The sequence below is a fragment of the Ensifer sp. SL37 genome (assembly GCF_026672675.1).
Taxonomy (GTDB): Bacteria; Pseudomonadota; Alphaproteobacteria; order Rhizobiales; family Rhizobiaceae; genus Ensifer; species Ensifer adhaerens.
Genome location: NZ_JAPPRN010000006.1, coordinates 1,867,501 through 1,886,161 on the forward strand (window position 1 = coordinate 1,867,501; position 18,661 = coordinate 1,886,161).

Sequence of the window (18,661 nt, forward strand, 5' to 3'; positions counted from 1 at the left end):
CTCCGAATACCGAGGAGTACTAGTCGGCAGACACACGGCGGGTGCTAACGTCCGTCGTGAAAAGGGCAACAACCCTGACCTCCAGCTAAGGTCCCCAAGTCATGGCTAAGTGGGAAAGGATGTGAGGATCCCAAAACAACCAGGATGTTGGCTTAGAAGCAGCCATCATTTAAAGAAAGCGTAACAGCTCACTGGTCTAAATAAGGGTCTTTGCGCCGAAAATGTAACGGGGCTAAAGCCATGCACCGAAGCTGAGGATACGTCGCAAGACGTGTGGTAGCGGAGCGTTCCGTAAGCCTGTGAAGGGATACCCGTGAGGGGTCCTGGAGGTATCGGAAGTGCGAATGTTGACATGAGTAACGATAAAGAGGGTGAGAGACCCTCTCGCCGAAAGACCAAGGGTTCCTGCTTAAAGTTAATCTGAGCAGGGTTAGCCGGCCCCTAAGACGAGGCGGACACGCGTAGTCGATGGGAACCACGTTAATATTCGTGGGCCTGGTGGTAGTGACGGATCGCTTAACTTGTTCACACTTATTGGATTGTGTGGGCGGGGACGCGGTTCCAGGAAATAGCTCCACCGTATAGACCGTACCCGAAACCGACACAGGTGGTCAGGTAGAGTATACCAAGGCGCTTGAGAGAACTATGCTGAAGGAACTCGGCAAATTGCACGCGTAACTTCGGAAGAAGCGTGACCCCAAGGGACGCAAGTCTGTTGGGGTGGCACAGACCAGGGGGTAGCGACTGTTTATCAAAAACACAGGGCTCTGCGAAGTCGCAAGACGACGTATAGGGTCTGACGCCTGCCCGGTGCTGGAAGGTTAAGAGGAGGGGTGCAAGCTCTGAATCGAAGCCCCAGTAAACGGCGGCCGTAACTATAACGGTCCTAAGGTAGCGAAATTCCTTGTCGGGTAAGTTCCGACCTGCACGAATGGCGTAACGACTTCCCCGCTGTCTCCAGCATAGACTCAGTGAAATTGAATTCCCCGTGAAGATGCGGGGTTCCTGCGGTCAGACGGAAAGACCCCGTGCACCTTTACTATAGCTTTACACTGGCATTCGTGTCGGCATGTGTAGGATAGGTGGTAGGCTTTGAAGCAGGGACGCCAGTTCTTGTGGAGCCATCCTTGAAATACCACCCTTATCGTCATGGATGTCTAACCGCGGTCCGTTATCCGGATCCGGGACAGTGTATGGTGGGTAGTTTGACTGGGGCGGTCGCCTCCGAAAGAGTAACGGAGGCGCGCGATGGTGGGCTCAGACCGGTCGGAAATCGGTCGTCGAGTGCAATGGCATAAGCCCGCCTGACTGCGAGACTGACAAGTCGAGCAGAGACGAAAGTCGGTCATAGTGATCCGGTGGTCCCGCGTGGAAGGGCCATCGCTCAACGGATAAAAGGTACGCCGGGGATAACAGGCTGATGACCCCCAAGAGTCCATATCGACGGGGTTGTTTGGCACCTCGATGTCGGCTCATCGCATCCTGGGGCTGGAGCAGGTCCCAAGGGTTTGGCTGTTCGCCAATTAAAGCGGTACGTGAGCTGGGTTCAGAACGTCGTGAGACAGTTCGGTCCCTATCTGCCGTGGGTGTAGGAATATTGACAGGATCTGTCCCTAGTACGAGAGGACCGGGATGGACATATCTCTGGTGGACCTGTTGTCCTGCCAAGGGCATAGCAGGGTAGCTATATATGGAATGGATAACCGCTGAAGGCATCTAAGCGGGAAACCAACCTGAAAACGAGTATTCCCTTGAGAACCGTGGAAGACGACCACGTTGATAGGCTGGGTGTGGAAGTGCGGCAACGCATGAAGCTTACCAGTACTAATCGTTCGATTGGCTTGATCGTTCCCATTGCTCATGCTCATCTTCAGATGAGCGACGTGTTCAAAACAAAACGAGTGAAGGCGATAAACCGCAAGCGGTTTACGCCGACCTCACCAGCTTCTCATCCGGTTTGCGTCCGCTAGACGCAAATCTTGCGCTTTGCCGACCTGGTGGTTCTGGCGGGGTGGCTGCACCCGTTCCCATTCCGAACACGGCCGTGAAACGCCCCAGCGCCGATGGTACTTCGTCTTAAGACGCGGGAGAGTAGGTCGCTGCCAGGTCTGCAAAGCGCAAGAAAATCCGGAAAACAAAGATCACCTTCTCTTCATGCCTCGGCCCAGCCGAAACACGGGCCGCCCTCAAGCGGCCCTTTTGTTTTGCTAGACCGAAGTCATCAGTGCGTCCCTTACACGAGACAAATCGCTTCGCAATTTGCTCGGCACAGACCATAAATCCCTTCGGGATTTACGTTACCGCGATAAATCCCATCGGGATTTACGCTTGGCGCGGGGTGGAGCAGCCCGGTAGCTCGTCAGGCTCATAACCTGAAGGCCGCAGGTTCAAATCCTGCCCCCGCAACCAAATCAAAAAAAGCCCGCATGGAGAAATCCAGCGGGCTTTTTGGCGTTTAAACCGCAGGGAAAAGACCCAGACGGGCGCAGGCGGAACGGGCGCAAGCGGACAGTTCAGGCAAGGGCCAAAGAGCCGATCACGCAAGCCAAGTCCGAGGGCATGACGCCGTAACGCAGCGAGCGAGCTTCGCCGGGCGCTTACGTAGTCGCCACCAAAGCCGCGACATGCCATCACATGATCGCAGCCACGCCCGTTTCGTGGTCAAGCCCGTCCCTCAACGCACTCTCGCCCGACGCCTGCCGTCGTCGGCCCACGTGGCTTTCCACGGGGTCGAGCCATCTCCTCGACTTCCGCCGCAATCTTCGCGCGGAAAGACCGAACCGAGTGATCCTTTTAGTTGCTAAATTTCATTATTTGCTTTTTCAAATAGCCGCCCCTCGTCATGCTGGCGCCTGGGGCTTGGACCCGAATTCAGCACGACAGAGTTTGATGAAGCACATCACCATCCCCACCGACAGTTTCCTGGACGGCAACCGGTTTCGCGTCGTCACCCTGCGGCTGGCACTGATCTACGCGGCGGCCGAATTCCTGATCAGCAGTCCCATCTGGCTCACGATCGGGGACAATCCGCTGAAGCCCCTTCTCGGCAAGCTGGCGCTCGAAGCGGTCTTTGTCCTCGTCGCCATCCTCCTGGCGCAGCTTCTCAGCCGGATGCGGCGGCAGAGCTATGGCCGGCAAATCGCGGCGTGTCTGTTGCTGTCGCTGGTCAGCTCTCTCGGCATGTCGCTGCTGGACGCCTATCTCTATAGCCTGATCATGCTGCCCGTGGTCGTGCCGTTCAACATGATGGATTACGCCTATGCGGTCTGCTATCGCATGTCGATCTTCTTCGGCTGGTCGTTTCTCTTCGTCGCGTTGCTCAATCACATGGACGTGCGCGACCGCGACCTGAAGCTGATCGCCTCACGCGAAGAGGCGCTCGCGGCGCAAATGCGCGCCTTGCAGTACCAGATCAACCCGCATTTCCTTTTCAACACGCTTAATTCCATCACCGGCCTTGTCGAGGAGGGGGCCTCCGAGCGGGCCGAACGGATGATCATGTCGCTTTCGGCGTTCCTGCGCTCGACGCTGCAGCTCGACCCCATGCGTGAGCTCAGGCTTGCCGACGAGATGGCGCTGCAGAAGGAATATCTCGATATCGAAAAGGAGCGGTTTTCGGACCGGATGCGCGTTCGAATCGACATTCCCGGCGAGCTCGAGGATGCGAAAGTTCCAAGTCTCATCCTGCAGCCTTTGGTCGAGAACGCGGTCAAACACGGCGTCGGTCGTTCCAGCAGCACAGTCGAAATCCTGATCCGCGCGGCAAGGCGCGGGGACAGGCTCAATCTGATCGTCGAAAACGATGTTGCCGCAGCGACTGCGGCGGGGATGACGCACGGGCTCGGCATCGGTCTTGCCAATGTGGCCCACCGCGTCAGCACCCATTTCCCGGAGGGAGCTTCGCTGACAGCAGGCCCGATCGAGCCGCGCAAATTCCGGGCCTCGCTCGATATGCCCTTGATACTTGTTTGAGGCAGAGGAAGAGGCTGGCGGACGGGCCGGCGAGGTTATTGTCTGACGCCGCCCGACTGGGCGGCGTTATCGTTCATGCCGATGGTAGCATCCCCGTCAATCGTCGACGACGGACCACTTTTCGTCGGGATCGAAGCGGTCGATGAAGGGTACGATTGCTTCCGTGCTCGGCCCGAGGTCGCGCTCGTAGACGATGCCCTGCTGGTTGACGACGAAGGTCTTCACGCCCGTCTCCGCATAGGTGACCGGCCAGGCGATCAGCGCAAAGCCGCCGATCATGTTGCCGTTGATCACATAGTCGTAGCGACCGCCGGCAATGTTGTCGCCCTGCGAGGTCAGGATGCGGAAGCGGTAGCCGAAGTATCCTTCGCCAGCTTTTGCCTTTTCCAGGGCCGCTTCGCTGATCGAGTCTCCGACGGGGCTTTCGCCATCCCCCTGGTCGGCCGGCCAATAGAGACCGTCGGTCTGGCCGGGCGTGCTGATCAGCTTCTGGGCATATTCGAGCACGCCGTCGGAGTCGCGATCCTCAGAAGCGTATTCCTTCTGGGCATCGACATAGGCTTCGACCGTGTCGATCGCCTGCAACTCGTTCTCGCCGACGCGACGATTGACGATCTCTTCGAGTCCGACATAGGTATCGAAGGCCCATTTGCCGTCATCGCCCTTGGTGAGCGGGAAGGGCAAGGGCCAGAGCCGGTCGCCGATCTGCAGGATCTTGCGGCCCTCCAGATCGCGAACGACGACATTGCGGGCTGCCCCTTCGCGGATAAGAGCGAACGTATCCTTCACCCCTTCGCTGTCTTTCAGCTTCTCCGCATTAAGCCCCAAAAGTTTTGCCAGGCCGTCGAAATCATCGGCGGCCAGCCTGGCCTTGAATTCACCGATGGCTTTGTCCGGATCGTCGAAGACCGGCGGGTCTTCTGCGGCGGCATAGGCATCCAGCCCACCCACCATCTGGTCCGCCGGCGGCTGATCGGCCGACGGTTGGTCTCCTGCAGGCTGATCGCCGGCAGCTTGATCGCCAGCAGGTTTATCGGCAGGCGGTTTGTCCTGCGAATAGGCGGAGCCGATCGGCGTCGCTACCAGAACCAGCGCCATCGCTGATCCCAGGAGAAGGGAATTGAAGAGCTTTGTCATGGTCGTTCTCCTGTGATCCGATCAACGTCTGCGGCCGCCGCCGCCGCGTCCGCCACCGCCACGGTGCATCGGCGGCCGGCCGCCACCACGGCTCATCTGTGGCCGCCCACCGCCGCGATGACCACCGCCAAGGCTTTGCCCGCCGCGGCGTGACGAAGCGACCTCACGCCGTCCGGAATTGACATTGCCAAGACCCGATGGCTTCTTCGGCCGGTTCTGCGCCTTTGCCGCCATCTTCTTCTTGCCACCGCTGCGGTTGACCTGCGACGGCTTGTTGCCCGGGCGATTGATGCTCGGCTTTCCGTCCCCAGCGCGGGCCTTGGCGATCGCCTGACCGCCACCGCCGCCGCCGGGCCGAGCCGCCGGTCTCTGCTGCGCTTTCAGCCCGTCGAGCGTGCTCTTGCGCACATCCCTGATCTGGCCGCCGCCACCTCCGCCGGGCCGTGCGTTCGGCCGGTCGCGATTGATCTCGGCGGCGCGGTTGCGCAGGTTGTTGTTGCCGTTCGCCTTGATGTTGTTCTTGATGCTGTTTCGGTCGAAATGCTGAAGCTGGTCACGATTGAAGTTGATCTTGCTGCGATCGACATTCTTCCAGTCGACGTCGTTCCACTTCACCTTGCCGTTGATGTTGTTGAAGCAGTTGTTGCAGTCGATGTCCATGTCGCCGCCGTTCCAGCGGCCACCCCAGACGCCCCAATCGTCCCAGTCGACGATCGCGGCGAAGGCCGCACCCGTGACCGCGCCGGCGAAGAAGGCCGCACCCGGATACCAGTAGGCGGGATAGGGCTCGTCGTAGTAGCCGATCGGCGCCGGCGCATAGTTCGGCTCGTAGAGCATCTCCGGCGGATACTGCGGCACGTAGATCGTTTCCGGGTTGGCCGCCTGGATGACGACGTTGTCGCCTTCCTGGACCACCTTTACCTTGTCGTCGGTCTTGATGATGTTCTTGGCGACCGCCTCGTCACGCAGTTGCTGGATGGCCATCAGCACGTCTTTCTGCTGATTGGCGATCGCATCGCCGAAAGACTGCGTCCACTCGAGATCCTCGCTCATCATCTTGACGATCTGGGGGTAGTTCAGCAGCGATATGATGCTGCCGTCCCAGTCGTCTTTCGGCTTCATGTCGGGTTTCTTCTCGCGAGCCTCAAGAAACCGTTCTGCCTCGACGATCTGCAAAGGATAGAGTGCGGCGGCGGAAATGAGCGCCACCAACTCGTCCGGGTAGAGCGCGATGCGCGCCACCAGCACCTCGAGCTCATCGTCGCTGAGCGGCTCGGGTGCTGTCTGTTGTTCCTGAGCAGCCGGTGCGGCTGCCGTCTGCTGTGCAAGAACCGCCGTGACGGGTGTTGTTATCAAAACCGCGATTGCGCTGCCGAGCGCGATGATCGTCTTTTTGATCATCTATCCAGCCTCCCTCGTGTATTGGGCAATGGCACGGGCGCTTGAACTGGCGCGCGGGACAGCCCCCTGTCGACGCTTCTTGTTCTGCAATTTCAAGCTGATCGCGCAGCAGTCTCTGACCACAGCCGTCATCAGTCAATGGAATCTCTAGAGGAGGCCGGCGGATCGGGAAGCCCGGCAGGCGTATTCTACTGTATGTTACTGCCCCACGGTTGCCGTGGGCGTGCCATCCACGTGACGGTAGAGCTTGCAAGGTGCCGGCGAGCATAGAGCTGCGGGTGTCGGCTGTTTCGCGTGAGGGGGAAGGGGCTAGCATGGACGAGGATCCTTCCCGATCGAATGTGGTCCGCAACGGAACGAACGGGTCGCCTTCCATCGAGGCGAAGATCACGGATATCGCCCGGATCGGCATCGTCGGGCTTCTGGCCTACTGGTCTCTGACGCTGATCGCACCCTTCGCGATCATTCTGATATGGGCGGCAATCCTCGCGGTGGCGCTCTTTCCAGCCTATGCCCGGCTCGGACGCTTGCTCGGTTCGCGGCGCCTTGCCTCATTCCTGATCACGCTGATATGCCTCGCCGTCATCGTCGCCCCACTGACTGCGATCGCGGTCAGCTTTGCCGAAGGGTTGCAGGCGCTGCTTGCCAGGCTTGCCGACGGTTCGCTGAGCGTACCGGTCCCGCCGGAATACATCCGCACGTGGCCTGTCGTCGGCGAGCGCATACATGCGGTCTGGAGCATGGCGTCGGGCAATATCGAAGCACTGCTGAGCAAGATCGAACCGGCGCTGATGCAAGCCGGGACCAAGGTTCTCGGCAAGGTCGCGAGCGTCGGCGCCGAGGTCTTAAGTTTTGTGGTCTCGGTGTTGATCGCAGGTTTTCTCTTCGGTTCGGCGGAGCGGCTGGCGGAAATGGCACAGCGCTTTGCCGGCAGGATCGGCGGCCAGCGGGGCATCGGTTTCCTCAAGCTGGCGACGGCGACGATCCGCAACGTGGCGCGCGGCGTCATCGGCGTGGCGCTGCTACAGGCATTTCTGTGCGGACTGGTGCTCAGCCTGTTCGATGTTCCGGCGCCTGGGGCGATTGCCTTCGTCGTGCTGATCCTCTGCATCATCCAGATCGGCCCCGCGCTGGTATTGCTGCCCGTCATGATCTGGGCCTGGTTCACCATGGATTTCGGTCCGGCGCTGTTGCTGACGATTCTGTTGATCCCGCTGTTCGTCATCGACAATGTGATGAAGCCGATCCTAGTGGCACGCGGGCTGTCGACGCCGACGCTGGTGATCCTGCTCGGGGTGCTTGGCGGCACGCTGTCCTATGGCCTGATCGGTCTTTTTCTCGGGCCGATCGTGCTGAGTGTCGCGCATGATCTGCTGATGGTCTGGGCGCGCTCTGATGCGGCGCCAGAGAAGGCGGCTGAACCCGCCGTCCGCGACGGCGAGCTTGAACCCGGCAACATCTGATCAGCGTATCGCGCTGGTGGTACCTGCCTGCTGATACTCCGCTTCGGGCACAGCAACGCCGGCGGCGCGCAGGCCGTCGAACAGGCGGTGCTGATCCTCGGGACGGTGAAACTGAAGGGCAATGGCTTGCCCGAGGTCACCGAAGAGAGCCGGGGCGTTGGTCTCGAACCACTTTCGCTCCTCACGCGCCTGGTCCGTCTTGCCGAGCTTTCCGAGAATCGCAAGCAGCAGGACCCGGTCGGCCGGGTTGGCGCCCGGATTGGCGAGACGCGCCCACCGTTCGGCGGCGACATAGTCGCCGGCGAAATAGGCGCAGCTTGCCAACGCCCCCTCGAAAACTCCGGTCTGGCCGAGGTTGCGCTCGGTCGCGTCCGACAGGAGCTTGCAGCCCGCATCCCATTGACCCGACTGCGAGAGCCGGAGGCCGTATGCGCCGGCAAGTTCGGTGTCGTTGGGATTGATGGCAAGCGCGCGGGCGCCGACGGCGAGGGCAGCATCGACTTCGCCGCGAGCGAAGAGGACGAGCATCTGTGCTTCGAGGGCGCGAACGTCGAAGGGGGCAAGATCGACGGCGTGCGCCGCCGCTTCGCCAGCCTGTTCCAGCAGCCCTGCTGAGGCCGAGGGATCGAGGCCATTGCTCAGCGCATCTATATAGCTCATCGACAGAAGCGCCCAGGCGGTGGCGTAGGTCGGGAATTGCCGGGTCGCGCGCTGCAGGCACTCCTCGGCGGAGCGACGGGATTGCGGATCGATGTCGCCGCGATGGTCGTAGTAGGTGAGGGAGCAGGCATAGGCCTGCCAGCCCTCGGGAACCGAACGCCTGAGTTCGGCTACGCTTGCCTGGAAGATGGCGCCATAGGGCTCTGCCACCGCGCTCGAGACCGCGGCCGCCGTCCTTGCCTGCTGATCGATGACGTCGCCGGACTGCAGTCGTTCGTCGTAGGTGTTCGCCCAGACGACTGCCCCGTCGGATCGCTGGATGAGCCTCACGACCAGCCGCAGCCGCTCTGCCTCGAGCCTTACCCGTCCCTCAAGCGCATAGGTTTGATCGGCCGGTGTCCGTAACGGATCGCTGACCGTGATCGGTACGATCTCCTTGAATTTGGCGAGGTTGCTCACGACTTCGTCCGTCAGCCCCTGCGCCATCATCGCCGATTGCCGCGTCCCCGAGATGTCCTCGAAAGGCGTGACGATCACCTTCGGAATATTTGGCCGACTGGCCGCCGTACTGTTGTCACCGGAAAGAAGCAGCAAGCCGGCCGACAGACCGGTGAGGCCACAGACAAGCGCCGCAGCGCCAAGCAGGATGCGGCGGCGATGACGCCAGCCGACCGGCGCGGCTTCGGACGGTGGCATTCCGCTTTCTCTAACGGGTGCTGGCTGCTTTTCGGCTCGTCTTTCGAAGGTCGGCACATAGGCGCCCTTCGGCATCCGGATCACGATCGGGTCGCTGCGTCCGGCGACGAGGTAATAGCGTTCGAGTGCCCGACGAATGCGGCCCGCCTCGATCCGAACGGCGGGATCCGTTTGCGGGTCGAAGGAGGAATCCCGGCCGAAAACCTCGGTGGCAATGGAATAGGCCTTGATGCGGTCGCCGCGCCCGGCCAGTGTTTCCTCGATGACATAGGCCAGGAATTTACGGTCGCGGTCTGGAGCATCGAATTCGGCGCTCAGGCGAATGCGCTCAAGCTGTGCCCGAATCTCCACGCTGCTGGGCGGAGATATGGTCGGTTCGACGCCGACGTCCTGCTGGTCCCCGATGGCCATCACGCGCCTCCATGGGCACAATGTGAGATTGTATCCGGCGGCAGTGTAGTCTCCCGTATCCTACGCACCGGTTCGGTCGGAGCGCAACATTTATTCGCGTCGGGCTTCACGTTCCCTGCCGAGGTTGCGCGGGCGGGCGCTGACGATGCCGAGGACGCGGCGCGCGGCCGGGCGTTTCGCTCGCCGATGTCATTGATCAGCGCCGAACGGGAAGCGGCAGCGGCATTCCCGTCCGCCGATACCGGTTTGCCTTCCTTCGACCGCAAATCGTGGCAAATGAAGTCGACAAGGCTACTAGGTACGGACGCCGTTTCGAAGCGGGAGGCGTGGCTTGTCGGTGGGCGTGCGGAACATGTCCGCTGGCGCCGGGCGTCCGACGTGGAAACCCTGGACGTGGTCGATCCGAAAGCGCCGCATCAGGGCCAGTTGCTCGTCGGTCTCCACGCCCTCGATCAGGATCTTGTGGCCGCGGTTGCGCACGAGCCCGATGATGTCCTGCAGCATCGCGCGGCCCTTCGGCGTGGCGCAATCGTGCAGGAACGACCGATCGATCTTCACCGTGTCGAAATCGATCAGGCGCAGCCAGGAGAGACCGGCGAAGCCGGTTCCAAAATCGTCCAGCCAGATGCGGATGCCAAGGGTCTCCAGGTCGCTGATGCAGCGCAGGATGCCCGAGTGCATCTCCATCTCCAGCCCTTCGGTGATCTCGAAGGCGAGCCGGCTTCCGGCAACCCCGGTTTCTCCCAGGATCGCCGCGACCGAGGTCGCAAAACCCGGCGTCTTCAGCTGGATCGGCGAGACATTGACGCTGACCAAGGGAACGTGATTGTCGACAAGCAGTTCGCGGCACACGGTCTTTATCGCCCAGCGGCCGAGATCGAGAATGGCGCCGGTCCGCTCGGCGACCGGAATGAACAGGCTTGGCGGAACCGAGGTGCCATCCAGCATCGTCAGGCGCATCAGCGCCTCGACGGCATCGACCTCGCCGGTCGTCACGTTCGTGATCGGCTGGTAGACGAGGGATACCAGGTTCTGGTCGACGGCGATCTTCAGGAGGGCCGCGATGTTCTCGCTCTCGTCGCTGCTCTGCGGATCGTTCGGATCGAACAGCTTCGAGCAGTTTCGCCCGCTCGCCTTGGCGGCGTAAAGCGCGCGGTCGGCCTCGTGGATGATTTTCTCGAGCTTGGCGCCGGTGTGATTGCGGGTGAAGGCGGCGCCGACGCTGACGGTGACGATGGACACGCCGTCGCGTCGCTGCTCGTGGATCAGCCCCATGCTTTCAACCGTGCGGCAGATGACCTCCGCAAGCTCGGCCGCCTGCTCGCGCGTATCCAGGCGAGCAAGGACGATGAACTCCTCGCCGCCGTAGCGGCCGATCGAGCCGTGATAGTTCCTGATCGCTTCGCCGAGCGCATTGGCCACGAGAATGAGGCAGCGGTCGCCCTCCTGGTGGCCGTAGCAGTCGTTGTATTTCTTGAAGAAATCGACATCGATCAGCATGGCGGTGAAGTTCTTGCCGAGCTTCTGCCAATCGTTCCAGTAGTCGCGCAGCTGCTGATCGATGGCGCGGCGGTTGTCGAGACCGGTCAGCGGATCGGTGTTGGACAGCCGCAGAAGCGCCATTCCCCGCTCGGAAGCTTCGTTCTGCTGGATCTTCGCCTCGAAGGCGTTGAGGAAAACCTTGTAGCGCTCGCGGTTGAGCTTCCAGTTCACATAGGAGGTGAAGACGAAGCAGGAGACGTAGAACGTTCCGAAGGCGATCAGGTAGGCCGGATCGTGTTCGGAGAAGAACGACAGCGCGATGAAAAACGTCACCAGCACGATGCTGGAGGCGACCACCGAGAGGCGGAACCGTAAGCTGAAAAAGAGATTGGCGCCCATCATGAAGATGGCGCCGAAGATCATGTAGTAGGACATGCTGCTCGTATCGGCCGTCATCATCGCCGGAACGAGCCAGCCTATGTAGCCGAAGACGAGGGCTGCGGCGCAGGTGCCGTCGAGCCATTTGGTCTGGGCCTTCAGCCGAAACAGGATCTCGAAGGTCAGAAGCGAGCCGATGCCGACAAAGAGGCGCGAGACGATCGTGTAGAAGGCGACGTCGGGGACGAGCAGGATGTCCGGGATGAAGAAGAGCAGGTAGACGACGACGGCAACCCACAGCCCCTGCCGGGTCGAGGCGCGCCGGCCAGCCTCGCCCTCCATGCGATAGAGGGTCTGAAGCTCAGCCAGGTGCGGCCTGTGCGGCTGCTTGTGTAGGTCGATGTCAACTACGTCGGCCAACGTGTGCTTCATGCACTGATCCATCGCGCTGCGTCACGGTCAACGGAAATCTGTCGTCGCTTTTCCATCAATGGACGTTGTTTCGGACACTCCCTGCGTGTTCGCCGCGGCCCATATGCAACAAGGGCGGGAAACGCTGCGAGGCATGATAGGAGGTGTCCATTAAGTTTTGTTAAATTAATGGGTCAGGGCATCTGCGAATCGGTATCACCCAAAGGGGTGAGCTCCGAGTATTTACCTTATTATATACAAAAACTTGCATTCCGAGCCGTAATGCGCGCATCTTCGCGACTATTGTTAACAAAGCTTTAACGGATGGTCTCGCGTGCGCCAATTTCAGACTGTTTTCGACGGTCAGAGCCTCATTACTCCCAAGGCAATGGCTGATGAGTTCGTTTCGCCCCGCGGCGAACGACATGACGAACAGCTCTCGACCGCCAAGGCCGAGCTCGCATTGATTCTCAGGGTCGCTCAGGAACAATTCATTCAAGGAACGGATGCGTCGAAAATTATCGACCGGCTCGCGGCCTCCCTCCACCAGACCCGTGCCAAATACCACCCGAGCGTGTGGCAGGAGCTAATCCCGATCGCCCAGGATCACCCGGTTTCGGAGTACTTCCTGCAGGATCCGTTCACCCGGTGGTCGTTCGACAAGCCCAGGGGATATTCGGGTGACGCGCAGTTGCTCGACTTCATCTACGGCCATGCAAGCGTTGCCGGCGAAATCGAGCAGGCGTCGCCGGTCGGGCGCGCCCTTTACGACTACACGAAGGACGCTTCGTCCTCGGTGGCGGTGCGCGAGCGCCGCGATATCCTCACGCGCCACGTCGACGAGATCGCGGCGAGCCGGGGTTCCGAGGCGGAGATCCTGACGATTGCCGCGGGTCATCTGCGGGAAGCCAACCGCTCCAAAGCGCTCGAGGAACGCCGCATCAAGCGTTGGGTGGCGCTCGATCAGGATCCTCTCAGTGTCGGATCGATCAGCCGCGATTTCTCCGGCACGGCGATCGAAGCGGTCGACGGTTCCGTTCGCAGCCTGCTCGGCCGCGACCAGAAGCTCGGCACGTTCGACTTCATCTATGCGGCCGGTCTCTACGACTATCTCGCCGACAAGGTGGCCATCAAGCTGACGCATCGCTGCCTGCAGATGCTGAAGCCGAACGGCGTCTTCCTTTTTGCCAACTTCGCCCAGGACATCGGTGTCGACGGTTACATGGAGACCTTCATGAACTGGGCCTTGCTGCTGCGTTCCGAAGTGGACATGTGGAACATCATCCACAAGAGTGCCGGGAAGTCTGCAATCGATGCGCGCGTCTTCTTCGGTGCCAACCGCAACATCGTCTACGGCGTCATCCAGAAGCATTCCTGAGATTGCTTCGACGAACTGCCTCGGCTTCAAGCCGAGGCGGGCCGGCAACAGGAGACCGCAGGGTGCCGAAGGGCCGCTGCGGTTTCGTATTTCTCACGCTCAGTCTTGCGTGCGCAGAAAGCGGCTTAACAGGCGGTGTAGCAGCACGCCTTCCTCCTTCGGCTTGAAGCCGGGATCGACCGCGACCCTGCTGAAGATGCCGTCGATGATCGCGGCGATCCAGCGGGCAGCGCCCTCCGCGTCGAGGGTCCTGTCGATCTGGTTTCGGCTGGCGGCGTTGCGCAGGAGTGCCACGAGCGCCGACTGGAGTTCCGCGTCGTTCGTCGCCGCTAGCGTCCCGATGCGCTCGTCACGCATCGCTTCGGCGGCGATTTCGAGCGCGAGGCTCGAATAGGCAGGATCGCCCGCGAGTTCGAGAACGCTATCCATAAAGCCCAGCAAGGCGGCGAACAGATCCTCCTCTTCGCCCAGCTTTCGGAAAATCTCCGCCGTTTCTTGACGTTCCTCTTCCACGATCGCCGCGATGATGGTGTGCTTGGTCGGAAAATAATGGAAAAGATTTCCCGGGCTCATGCCTGCCTCGGCGCCAGATCTCGGCCGTCGACGTGCCGTGAAAACCCTTGCGCGAAAAGCAGGCGATTGCCGCATCGAGAATCAGCCGACGCCTGGCCGCATGTTTTTCGGGGTCGATCTTGCGCATCGCCGGTTCTCCTTGCATGCCGTTCAATTATTAGATCAAGCACTCTGATTTCGGTGGGCAGACGATCGGTGTCAAGGCCGCCGGCCGTTTGCATGATCTCCGCCATCTTCCCGCAATGCTCGTGTGTGATCTGCCTTACAATTGTCGCGTTTGATGAATTCTATTGTTAGATTGAATGATCTAATAAATTATCGACGCCCTTTGCCCGACCCGGGATCCGGTATCGCAGGCGCATCACGCCGCCGGCCCCGCCAATGGAAAGCCAATGAAATGAGACGTACAATTGAGTTGAACGTCGCTCTTGCAGCGTTGCTTGTGATTGCGGCGGCTGCTGGTCCGGCGCGCGCCTCGGGGGAGGCCGCCGCCTCCGTTCCCGCCCCGTCTGCCACCCGCACGGTAACGACGCTCGTTGCCGACAGCCGCCCACAGCAATGGACACGCTCCTTTGCCGGCATCTTCGTTGCCCGCGAGGAGATTGCCGTCGGCACAACCTTGACTGACCAGCGTATCGCCAGTGTCGAGGTCGAGATCGGCGATCGGGTAGCCGCGGGGCAGGTGCTCGCCCGGCTGGAAACCGACATGCTGGAGAACCTTCTGCGCGAGGCCAAGGGCCGCGTCGCGCGCGCCAGTGCAGCGATGGCGCGGGAGGAAGAGACGGTCACGCAGGAACAGCGAAAACTCGCGCGCGCCCGCCAGTTGAGCCACCTTCAGGCCGCGACCATTCTCGAGGAACGCGTCTCCGCGCTCGCCCTTGCCGAACAGGCTGTCGAGGTCGCGCGGGCCGATTACGACCAGGCGGAAGCGCTTGAGGCCGAGGCGCGCCGGAGGCTCGATCGTGCCGTGATCGTGGCACCTGCCGACGGGATCGTTTCGGAACGGCTGGCGCGCGCCGGTGCGCTTGCGGGCTCGGACCCGCTGCTCAAGCTCATTCGCGGTGGCGAAATCGAGTTTGCGGCCGACGTGCCGGAAACCGAACTGCCGTTGCTCGCGGTTGGCCAGACCGTGAAGGTCAAGCTTTCGGGCCGAGCCGACTGGCTCCAGGGGCATGTGCGGGTAATCAACCCGAAGATCGACCGCGAGACCCGCCTTGGCACCGCGCAAGTCACGCTGTCCACCGGGCGCCCGCCTTTTGCGGGCACGTTCGGCCGGGCGGAGATCGTGGTGGGCGAGCGCAAGGCGATCATGGTCGACGATTCCGCCCTACTTTTCGGTGCGCCGGATGGCGCCGTCTCGGTCTTCGTCGTCGATGGGGGCCAGGTCGTGCGCAAGTCGGTCAAGCCGGGCATGCGCCAGGGCGGCAAGGTGGAGATTACCTCGGGCCTTTCGACCGGCGAACGGGTCGTCCTTAAATCCGGGGCGTCGCTGCGCGAAGGCGAAGCGGTCGCAACGAAAGACGTCCAGCCGACGCAGACGGGCGACCAGCAATGACGAGCAACATCTCCGCCTGGGCGATCCGCAAGCCGGTTCCGACGATCGTTCTCTTCGTCGTGCTGACGCTGATGGGGATCGCCTCGTTTCTGAGGCTGCCGGTTAACGCCAATCCGAGCGTATCCTTCCCGATCGTCACGGTGACGATCACGCAACCGAGCGCGCAGCCGGGCGAAATGGAAACGCAGGTGACGCGCCGCGTCGAAGGGGTCGCCTCCGGCCTTGTCGGGGTCAGTCACATCCGCTCGACCATTACCGACGGCGTCTCCACGACCACGGTCGAATTCAAGATCGGCACGGATCCGGACCGGGCGGCAAACGACGTGCGCGAGGCCGTGGCGCAGATCCGCGCCGACCTGCCGCAATCCATTCAGGAGCCGATCGTCTCGCGCCTCGACGTCGACGGTAGCGCCATCGTCTACTACGCCGTGCGGGCGCCCCACATGTCGGAAGTGGAGCTGTCCTGGTTCGTCGATGACACGATCACCAGCGAATTGCTGACACTGCCCGGCGTGCAGAAGGTGCAGCGCCTCGGCGGCGTCAGCCGCGAAGTGCGCGTTTCGCTCAATCCCGAACGGCTGCTGGCGCTTGGCGTAACGGCCGACCAGGTGAACACGGCGCTCAGGGAAATCAACATCAACATCCCGAGCGGTCGCGGCGAAATCGGCGGGCGCGAGCAGTCGATCCGCACCGTCGGCAGTGCCGGCTCGGTGGACGAGCTCCGGCAGCTTTCGATCCCGCTTGCAGGCGGCCGCTGGCTGCAGCTCTCCGACATCGCGACGATCGAGGACACTTCGTCCGAGCCGCGCAGCTTTGCCCATTTCGATGGCGAACCGATCGTGAGCTTCTCGGTTTCGCGCAGCAAGGGAGCGAGCGACACGGTCGTTGCCGAGCGCGTCATCGAGCGGCTGAAGGAAATCCAGGCGCGCACCCCCGGCGTCGAGATGACCGAGCTGATCTCTCTCGTCGAGTATACGCAGGAGAGCTACGATGCGGCCGTCACGGCCCTGATCGAAGGCGCACTTCTGACCATCGTCGTCGTCTTCGCCTTCCTGCGAAACTGGCGGGCGACACTGATCTCGGCGCTTGCCATGCCGCTTTCCATCCTGCCGACCTTCGCGGTGATGGACCTGCTCGGCTTCACGCTCAACGGCATCAGCCTTCTGGCCCTGACGCTGGTCATCGGCATTCTCGTTGACGATGCGATCGTCGAAATCGAGAATATCGAGCGGCATGTCGACATGGGCAAGCGGCCGTTCATCGCGGCAATCGATGCGGCCGATGCGATCGGCCTTGCGATCGTCGCAACGACGCTGACGATCGTCGCCGTCTTTGCGCCGGTGAGCTTCATCGGTGGTGCGGTCGGGCAATATTTCAAGCAGTTCGGCCTGACCGTCGCGATCGCCGTTCTGTTCTCGTTGCTGGTGGCACGCCTACTGACGCCGCTGATGGCGGCCTATCTGCTGCGGCCGAAGCCTGGTCACGGCCATGCCGTCAAGCCGTCGCGCATCAGCGACGCCTATCGCAGCATGCTCGGCTGGACCCTCGATCACCGCAAGACCGCGCTCTCGATGGTCGCGCTGATCTTCGTCGGCTCGATCGCGCTTTTGAGCATGCTGCCGACGGGTTTCATGCCGACGAGCGACAGCAACGTCTCGCAGCTTAAGATCACGCTGCCGCCCGGCACGAGGCTCCAGGAAACCGCGCGCATTTCCGACGATCTGGTGGCCAAGCTCAAGGAACGCAAGGAAGTCGAGAACGTTCTGGCGACGACCGACAGTCTCAACGAGGTATCGCTGCGCATCAAGCTCAAGCCGCGCAAGGAGCGTGAACTCGACCGCAAGTCCTTCGAACTGTCGTTGCGGCCCCTGCTGGCGGAGACCCCCGACATCCAGGCAACCTTCTCCTCGACCGAAGGCGCGAAGGACCTCTCCATCTACCTGACGGGCGATGACCCGGAAACGTTGATGGCTTCGGTGCGGCGTCTGGAAAACGAGATGCGTGCACTCCCCGGGCTGGTCAGCGTTCGCTCGACCGAGCCGCTGCTTTCGCCCGAGCTTCTGGTCAAGCCGCGCTTCGACGAGGCGGCAAGGCTCGGCGTGTCGGTGACCTCGATCGGCACCGTCGCCCGTATCGCGACGATGGGCGACAGCGAGAGCAACTCCGCGCGGTTCAACCTCGGTAACCGCCAAGTGCCGATCCGGGTGATGCTCGACCGGTCGGCCCGCGGCGATTTCGACACCTTGCGCAATCTGCGGGTGGGCACGAATGCGGGTGCCCTGGTGCCGTTGACGTCCGTCGCCGACGTCTCCTTCGGCGCCGAGGAAAGCAGCGTCGAGCGTCTCGATCGCAAGCGTCTGATCGCCGTCGAGGCAAACCTCAACGGCATGACGCTCGGCACGGCCTTCGAGGCGATTTCGGCATTGCCGGCCATGAAGGAACTGCCCGCGGGCGTGACGCAGGCCAACTATGGTGACGCGGAATACATGTCGGAGATGTTCCGCAACTTCGCCCTGGCGCTGCTTGCCGGCATCCTGATGGTCGTGGCGGTTCTGATCCTGCTGTTCAAGGATTTCCTGCAGCCGGTGACCATCCTTGTTGCCTTGCCGTTGTCGATCGGCGGCGCGGCGCTGGCTTTGATCCTGTTCGGTGCGGCACTCGACCTTTCGTCGATGATCGGGATCCTGATGCTGATGGGGATCGTCTGCAAGAACTCGATCCTGCTGGTCGACTATGCGATCGAGTGCCGCAACGACGGTGCCGACCGGCGCACGGCGCTGCTGACGGCGGGCGTCACCCGCGCGCGGCCGATCATCATGACGACGATCGCCATGGTGGCGGGCATGGTCCCGGCAGTCATCGGCGTCGGCGCCGGTGCCGCCTTCCGCGCGCCGATGGCGGTTGCGGTGATCGGCGGCCTGATCACCTCGACGATGCTGAGCCTTGTCTTCGTGCCGGTGATGTTCACCGTGATGGACGACATCAACACGAAGATGGGCCGCTGGCTGAAGCGCTTCTCCTCCGTGACGGACGAGGACCACGCGGCGGATGCGGCCCGGATCGGCAAGGAGGGCGCACCCGGCGCGGCCGGATAGCGTCCGCGCTGTTCCGGCATGATCATTGTCGAAGCGCGCTGCATGGGTG

The 18,661-nt window shown here is 61.8% G+C and carries 10 protein-coding genes, 1 tRNA gene, 2 rRNA genes and 1 pseudogene (1 of these 14 cut by a window edge); 8 read left to right on the forward strand and 6 right to left on the reverse strand.

Features of this window, described 5'->3' with window-relative positions; translation table 11 throughout:
- The 4 genes from OVA00_RS21130 to OVA00_RS21145 form a co-directional block, all read left to right on the forward strand.
- A 23S ribosomal RNA gene (locus OVA00_RS21130) occupies positions 1 to 1,849 on the forward strand; it begins 947 nt to the left of the window's first position.
- A gap of 144 nt (positions 1,850 to 1,993) precedes the next feature.
- A 5S ribosomal RNA gene (gene rrf / locus OVA00_RS21135) occupies positions 1,994 to 2,108 on the forward strand.
- A gap of 224 nt (positions 2,109 to 2,332) precedes the next feature.
- Positions 2,333 to 2,409 (forward strand) — tRNA-Met (locus OVA00_RS21140).
- A gap of 480 nt (positions 2,410 to 2,889) precedes the next feature.
- On the forward strand, positions 2,890 to 3,972 hold the full coding sequence (locus OVA00_RS21145) for a sensor histidine kinase (protein WP_268089579.1): 1,083 nt from the start codon (positions 2,890 to 2,892) through the stop codon (positions 3,970 to 3,972).
- A 96-nt stretch (positions 3,973 to 4,068) separates the two neighbouring features.
- Here OVA00_RS21145 and OVA00_RS21150 read toward each other — a convergent pair whose 3' ends face one another.
- Both OVA00_RS21150 and OVA00_RS21155 read right to left on the reverse strand, forming a co-directional pair.
- The gene (locus OVA00_RS21150; RefSeq protein WP_268089580.1) at positions 4,069 to 5,109 is read right to left on the reverse strand and encodes a DUF2950 domain-containing protein; all 1,041 of its coding nucleotides are present in this window, start codon (positions 5,107 to 5,109) and stop codon (positions 4,069 to 4,071) included.
- A 21-nt stretch (positions 5,110 to 5,130) separates the two neighbouring features.
- A complete protein-coding gene (locus OVA00_RS21155; protein ID WP_034787232.1) occupies positions 5,131 to 6,510 on the reverse strand; it encodes a DUF3300 domain-containing protein in 1,380 nt (459 codons plus the stop codon).
- Between the two features lie 314 nt (positions 6,511 to 6,824).
- Here OVA00_RS21155 and OVA00_RS21160 point away from each other — a divergent pair, with 314 nt between their 5' ends.
- On the forward strand, positions 6,825 to 7,973 hold the full coding sequence (locus OVA00_RS21160; RefSeq protein ID WP_060517439.1) for an AI-2E family transporter: 1,149 nt from the start codon (positions 6,825 to 6,827) through the stop codon (positions 7,971 to 7,973).
- On the opposite strand, the gene OVA00_RS21165 is transcribed toward OVA00_RS21160, so the two are convergent.
- Entirely contained in the window at positions 7,974 to 9,740 is a 1,767-nt protein-coding gene (locus OVA00_RS21165; RefSeq protein ID WP_268089581.1) for a hypothetical protein, read from the reverse strand.
- A gap of 294 nt (positions 9,741 to 10,034) precedes the next feature.
- Complete coding sequence (locus tag OVA00_RS21170) at positions 10,035 to 12,032, reverse strand: putative bifunctional diguanylate cyclase/phosphodiesterase (RefSeq protein WP_060517443.1); 1,998 nt, start codon at positions 12,030 to 12,032, stop codon at positions 10,035 to 10,037.
- A 313-nt stretch (positions 12,033 to 12,345) separates the two neighbouring features.
- Between OVA00_RS21170 and OVA00_RS21175 the strand changes: the two genes are divergently transcribed.
- A complete protein-coding gene (locus tag OVA00_RS21175) occupies positions 12,346 to 13,389 on the forward strand; it encodes a class I SAM-dependent methyltransferase (protein WP_089044899.1) in 1,044 nt (347 codons plus the stop codon).
- 99 nt (positions 13,390 to 13,488) lie between these two features.
- On the opposite strand, the gene OVA00_RS21180 is transcribed toward OVA00_RS21175, so the two are convergent.
- Together OVA00_RS21180 and OVA00_RS40060 are read right to left on the reverse strand one after the other, a co-directional pair.
- Positions 13,489 to 13,962, reverse strand: a complete 474-nt coding sequence (locus OVA00_RS21180; protein ID WP_268089582.1) for a TetR family transcriptional regulator C-terminal domain-containing protein — start codon at positions 13,960 to 13,962, stop codon at positions 13,489 to 13,491.
- A 40-nt stretch (positions 13,963 to 14,002) separates the two neighbouring features.
- Positions 14,003 to 14,107: pseudogene (locus OVA00_RS40060) on the reverse strand (TetR/AcrR family transcriptional regulator); the annotation flags it as partial.
- Positions 14,108 to 14,359: 252 nt separating this feature from the next.
- Between OVA00_RS40060 and OVA00_RS21185 the strand changes: the two are divergent.
- Positions 14,360 to 15,517: an efflux RND transporter periplasmic adaptor subunit gene (locus OVA00_RS21185; protein ID WP_162733044.1), complete on the forward strand. Its 1,158-nt coding sequence runs from the start codon at positions 14,360 to 14,362 to the stop codon at positions 15,515 to 15,517.
- Positions 15,514 to 18,612: an efflux RND transporter permease subunit gene (locus tag OVA00_RS21190; protein WP_089044902.1), complete on the forward strand. Its 3,099-nt coding sequence runs from the start codon at positions 15,514 to 15,516 to the stop codon at positions 18,610 to 18,612. The genes OVA00_RS21185 and OVA00_RS21190 overlap by 4 nt, the downstream gene beginning before the upstream one ends.
- The last annotated feature ends 49 nt before the right edge of the window (positions 18,613 to 18,661 follow it).

Excerpts from the sequence above, each read along its gene's own strand:
- OVA00_RS21145 (WP_268089579.1), top strand. The coding sequence starts at position 2,890 with ATGAAGCACATCACCATCCCCACCGACAGTTTCCTGGACGGCAACCGG.
- OVA00_RS21150 (WP_268089580.1), bottom strand. The coding sequence starts at position 5,109 with ATGACAAAGCTCTTCAATTCCCTTCTCCTGGGATCAGCGATGGCGCTG.
- OVA00_RS21155 (WP_034787232.1), bottom strand. The coding sequence starts at position 6,510 with ATGATCAAAAAGACGATCATCGCGCTCGGCAGCGCAATCGCGGTTTTG.
- OVA00_RS21160 (WP_060517439.1), top strand. The coding sequence starts at position 6,825 with ATGGACGAGGATCCTTCCCGATCGAATGTGGTCCGCAACGGAACGAAC.
- OVA00_RS21165 (WP_268089581.1), bottom strand. The coding sequence starts at position 9,740 with ATGGCCATCGGGGACCAGCAGGACGTCGGCGTCGAACCGACCATATCT.
- OVA00_RS21170 (WP_060517443.1), bottom strand. The coding sequence starts at position 12,032 with ATGAAGCACACGTTGGCCGACGTAGTTGACATCGACCTACACAAGCAG.
- OVA00_RS21180 (WP_268089582.1), bottom strand. The coding sequence starts at position 13,962 with ATGAGCCCGGGAAATCTTTTCCATTATTTTCCGACCAAGCACACCATC.
- OVA00_RS21185 (WP_162733044.1), top strand. The coding sequence starts at position 14,360 with ATGAGACGTACAATTGAGTTGAACGTCGCTCTTGCAGCGTTGCTTGTG.
- OVA00_RS21190 (WP_089044902.1), top strand. The coding sequence starts at position 15,514 with ATGACGAGCAACATCTCCGCCTGGGCGATCCGCAAGCCGGTTCCGACG.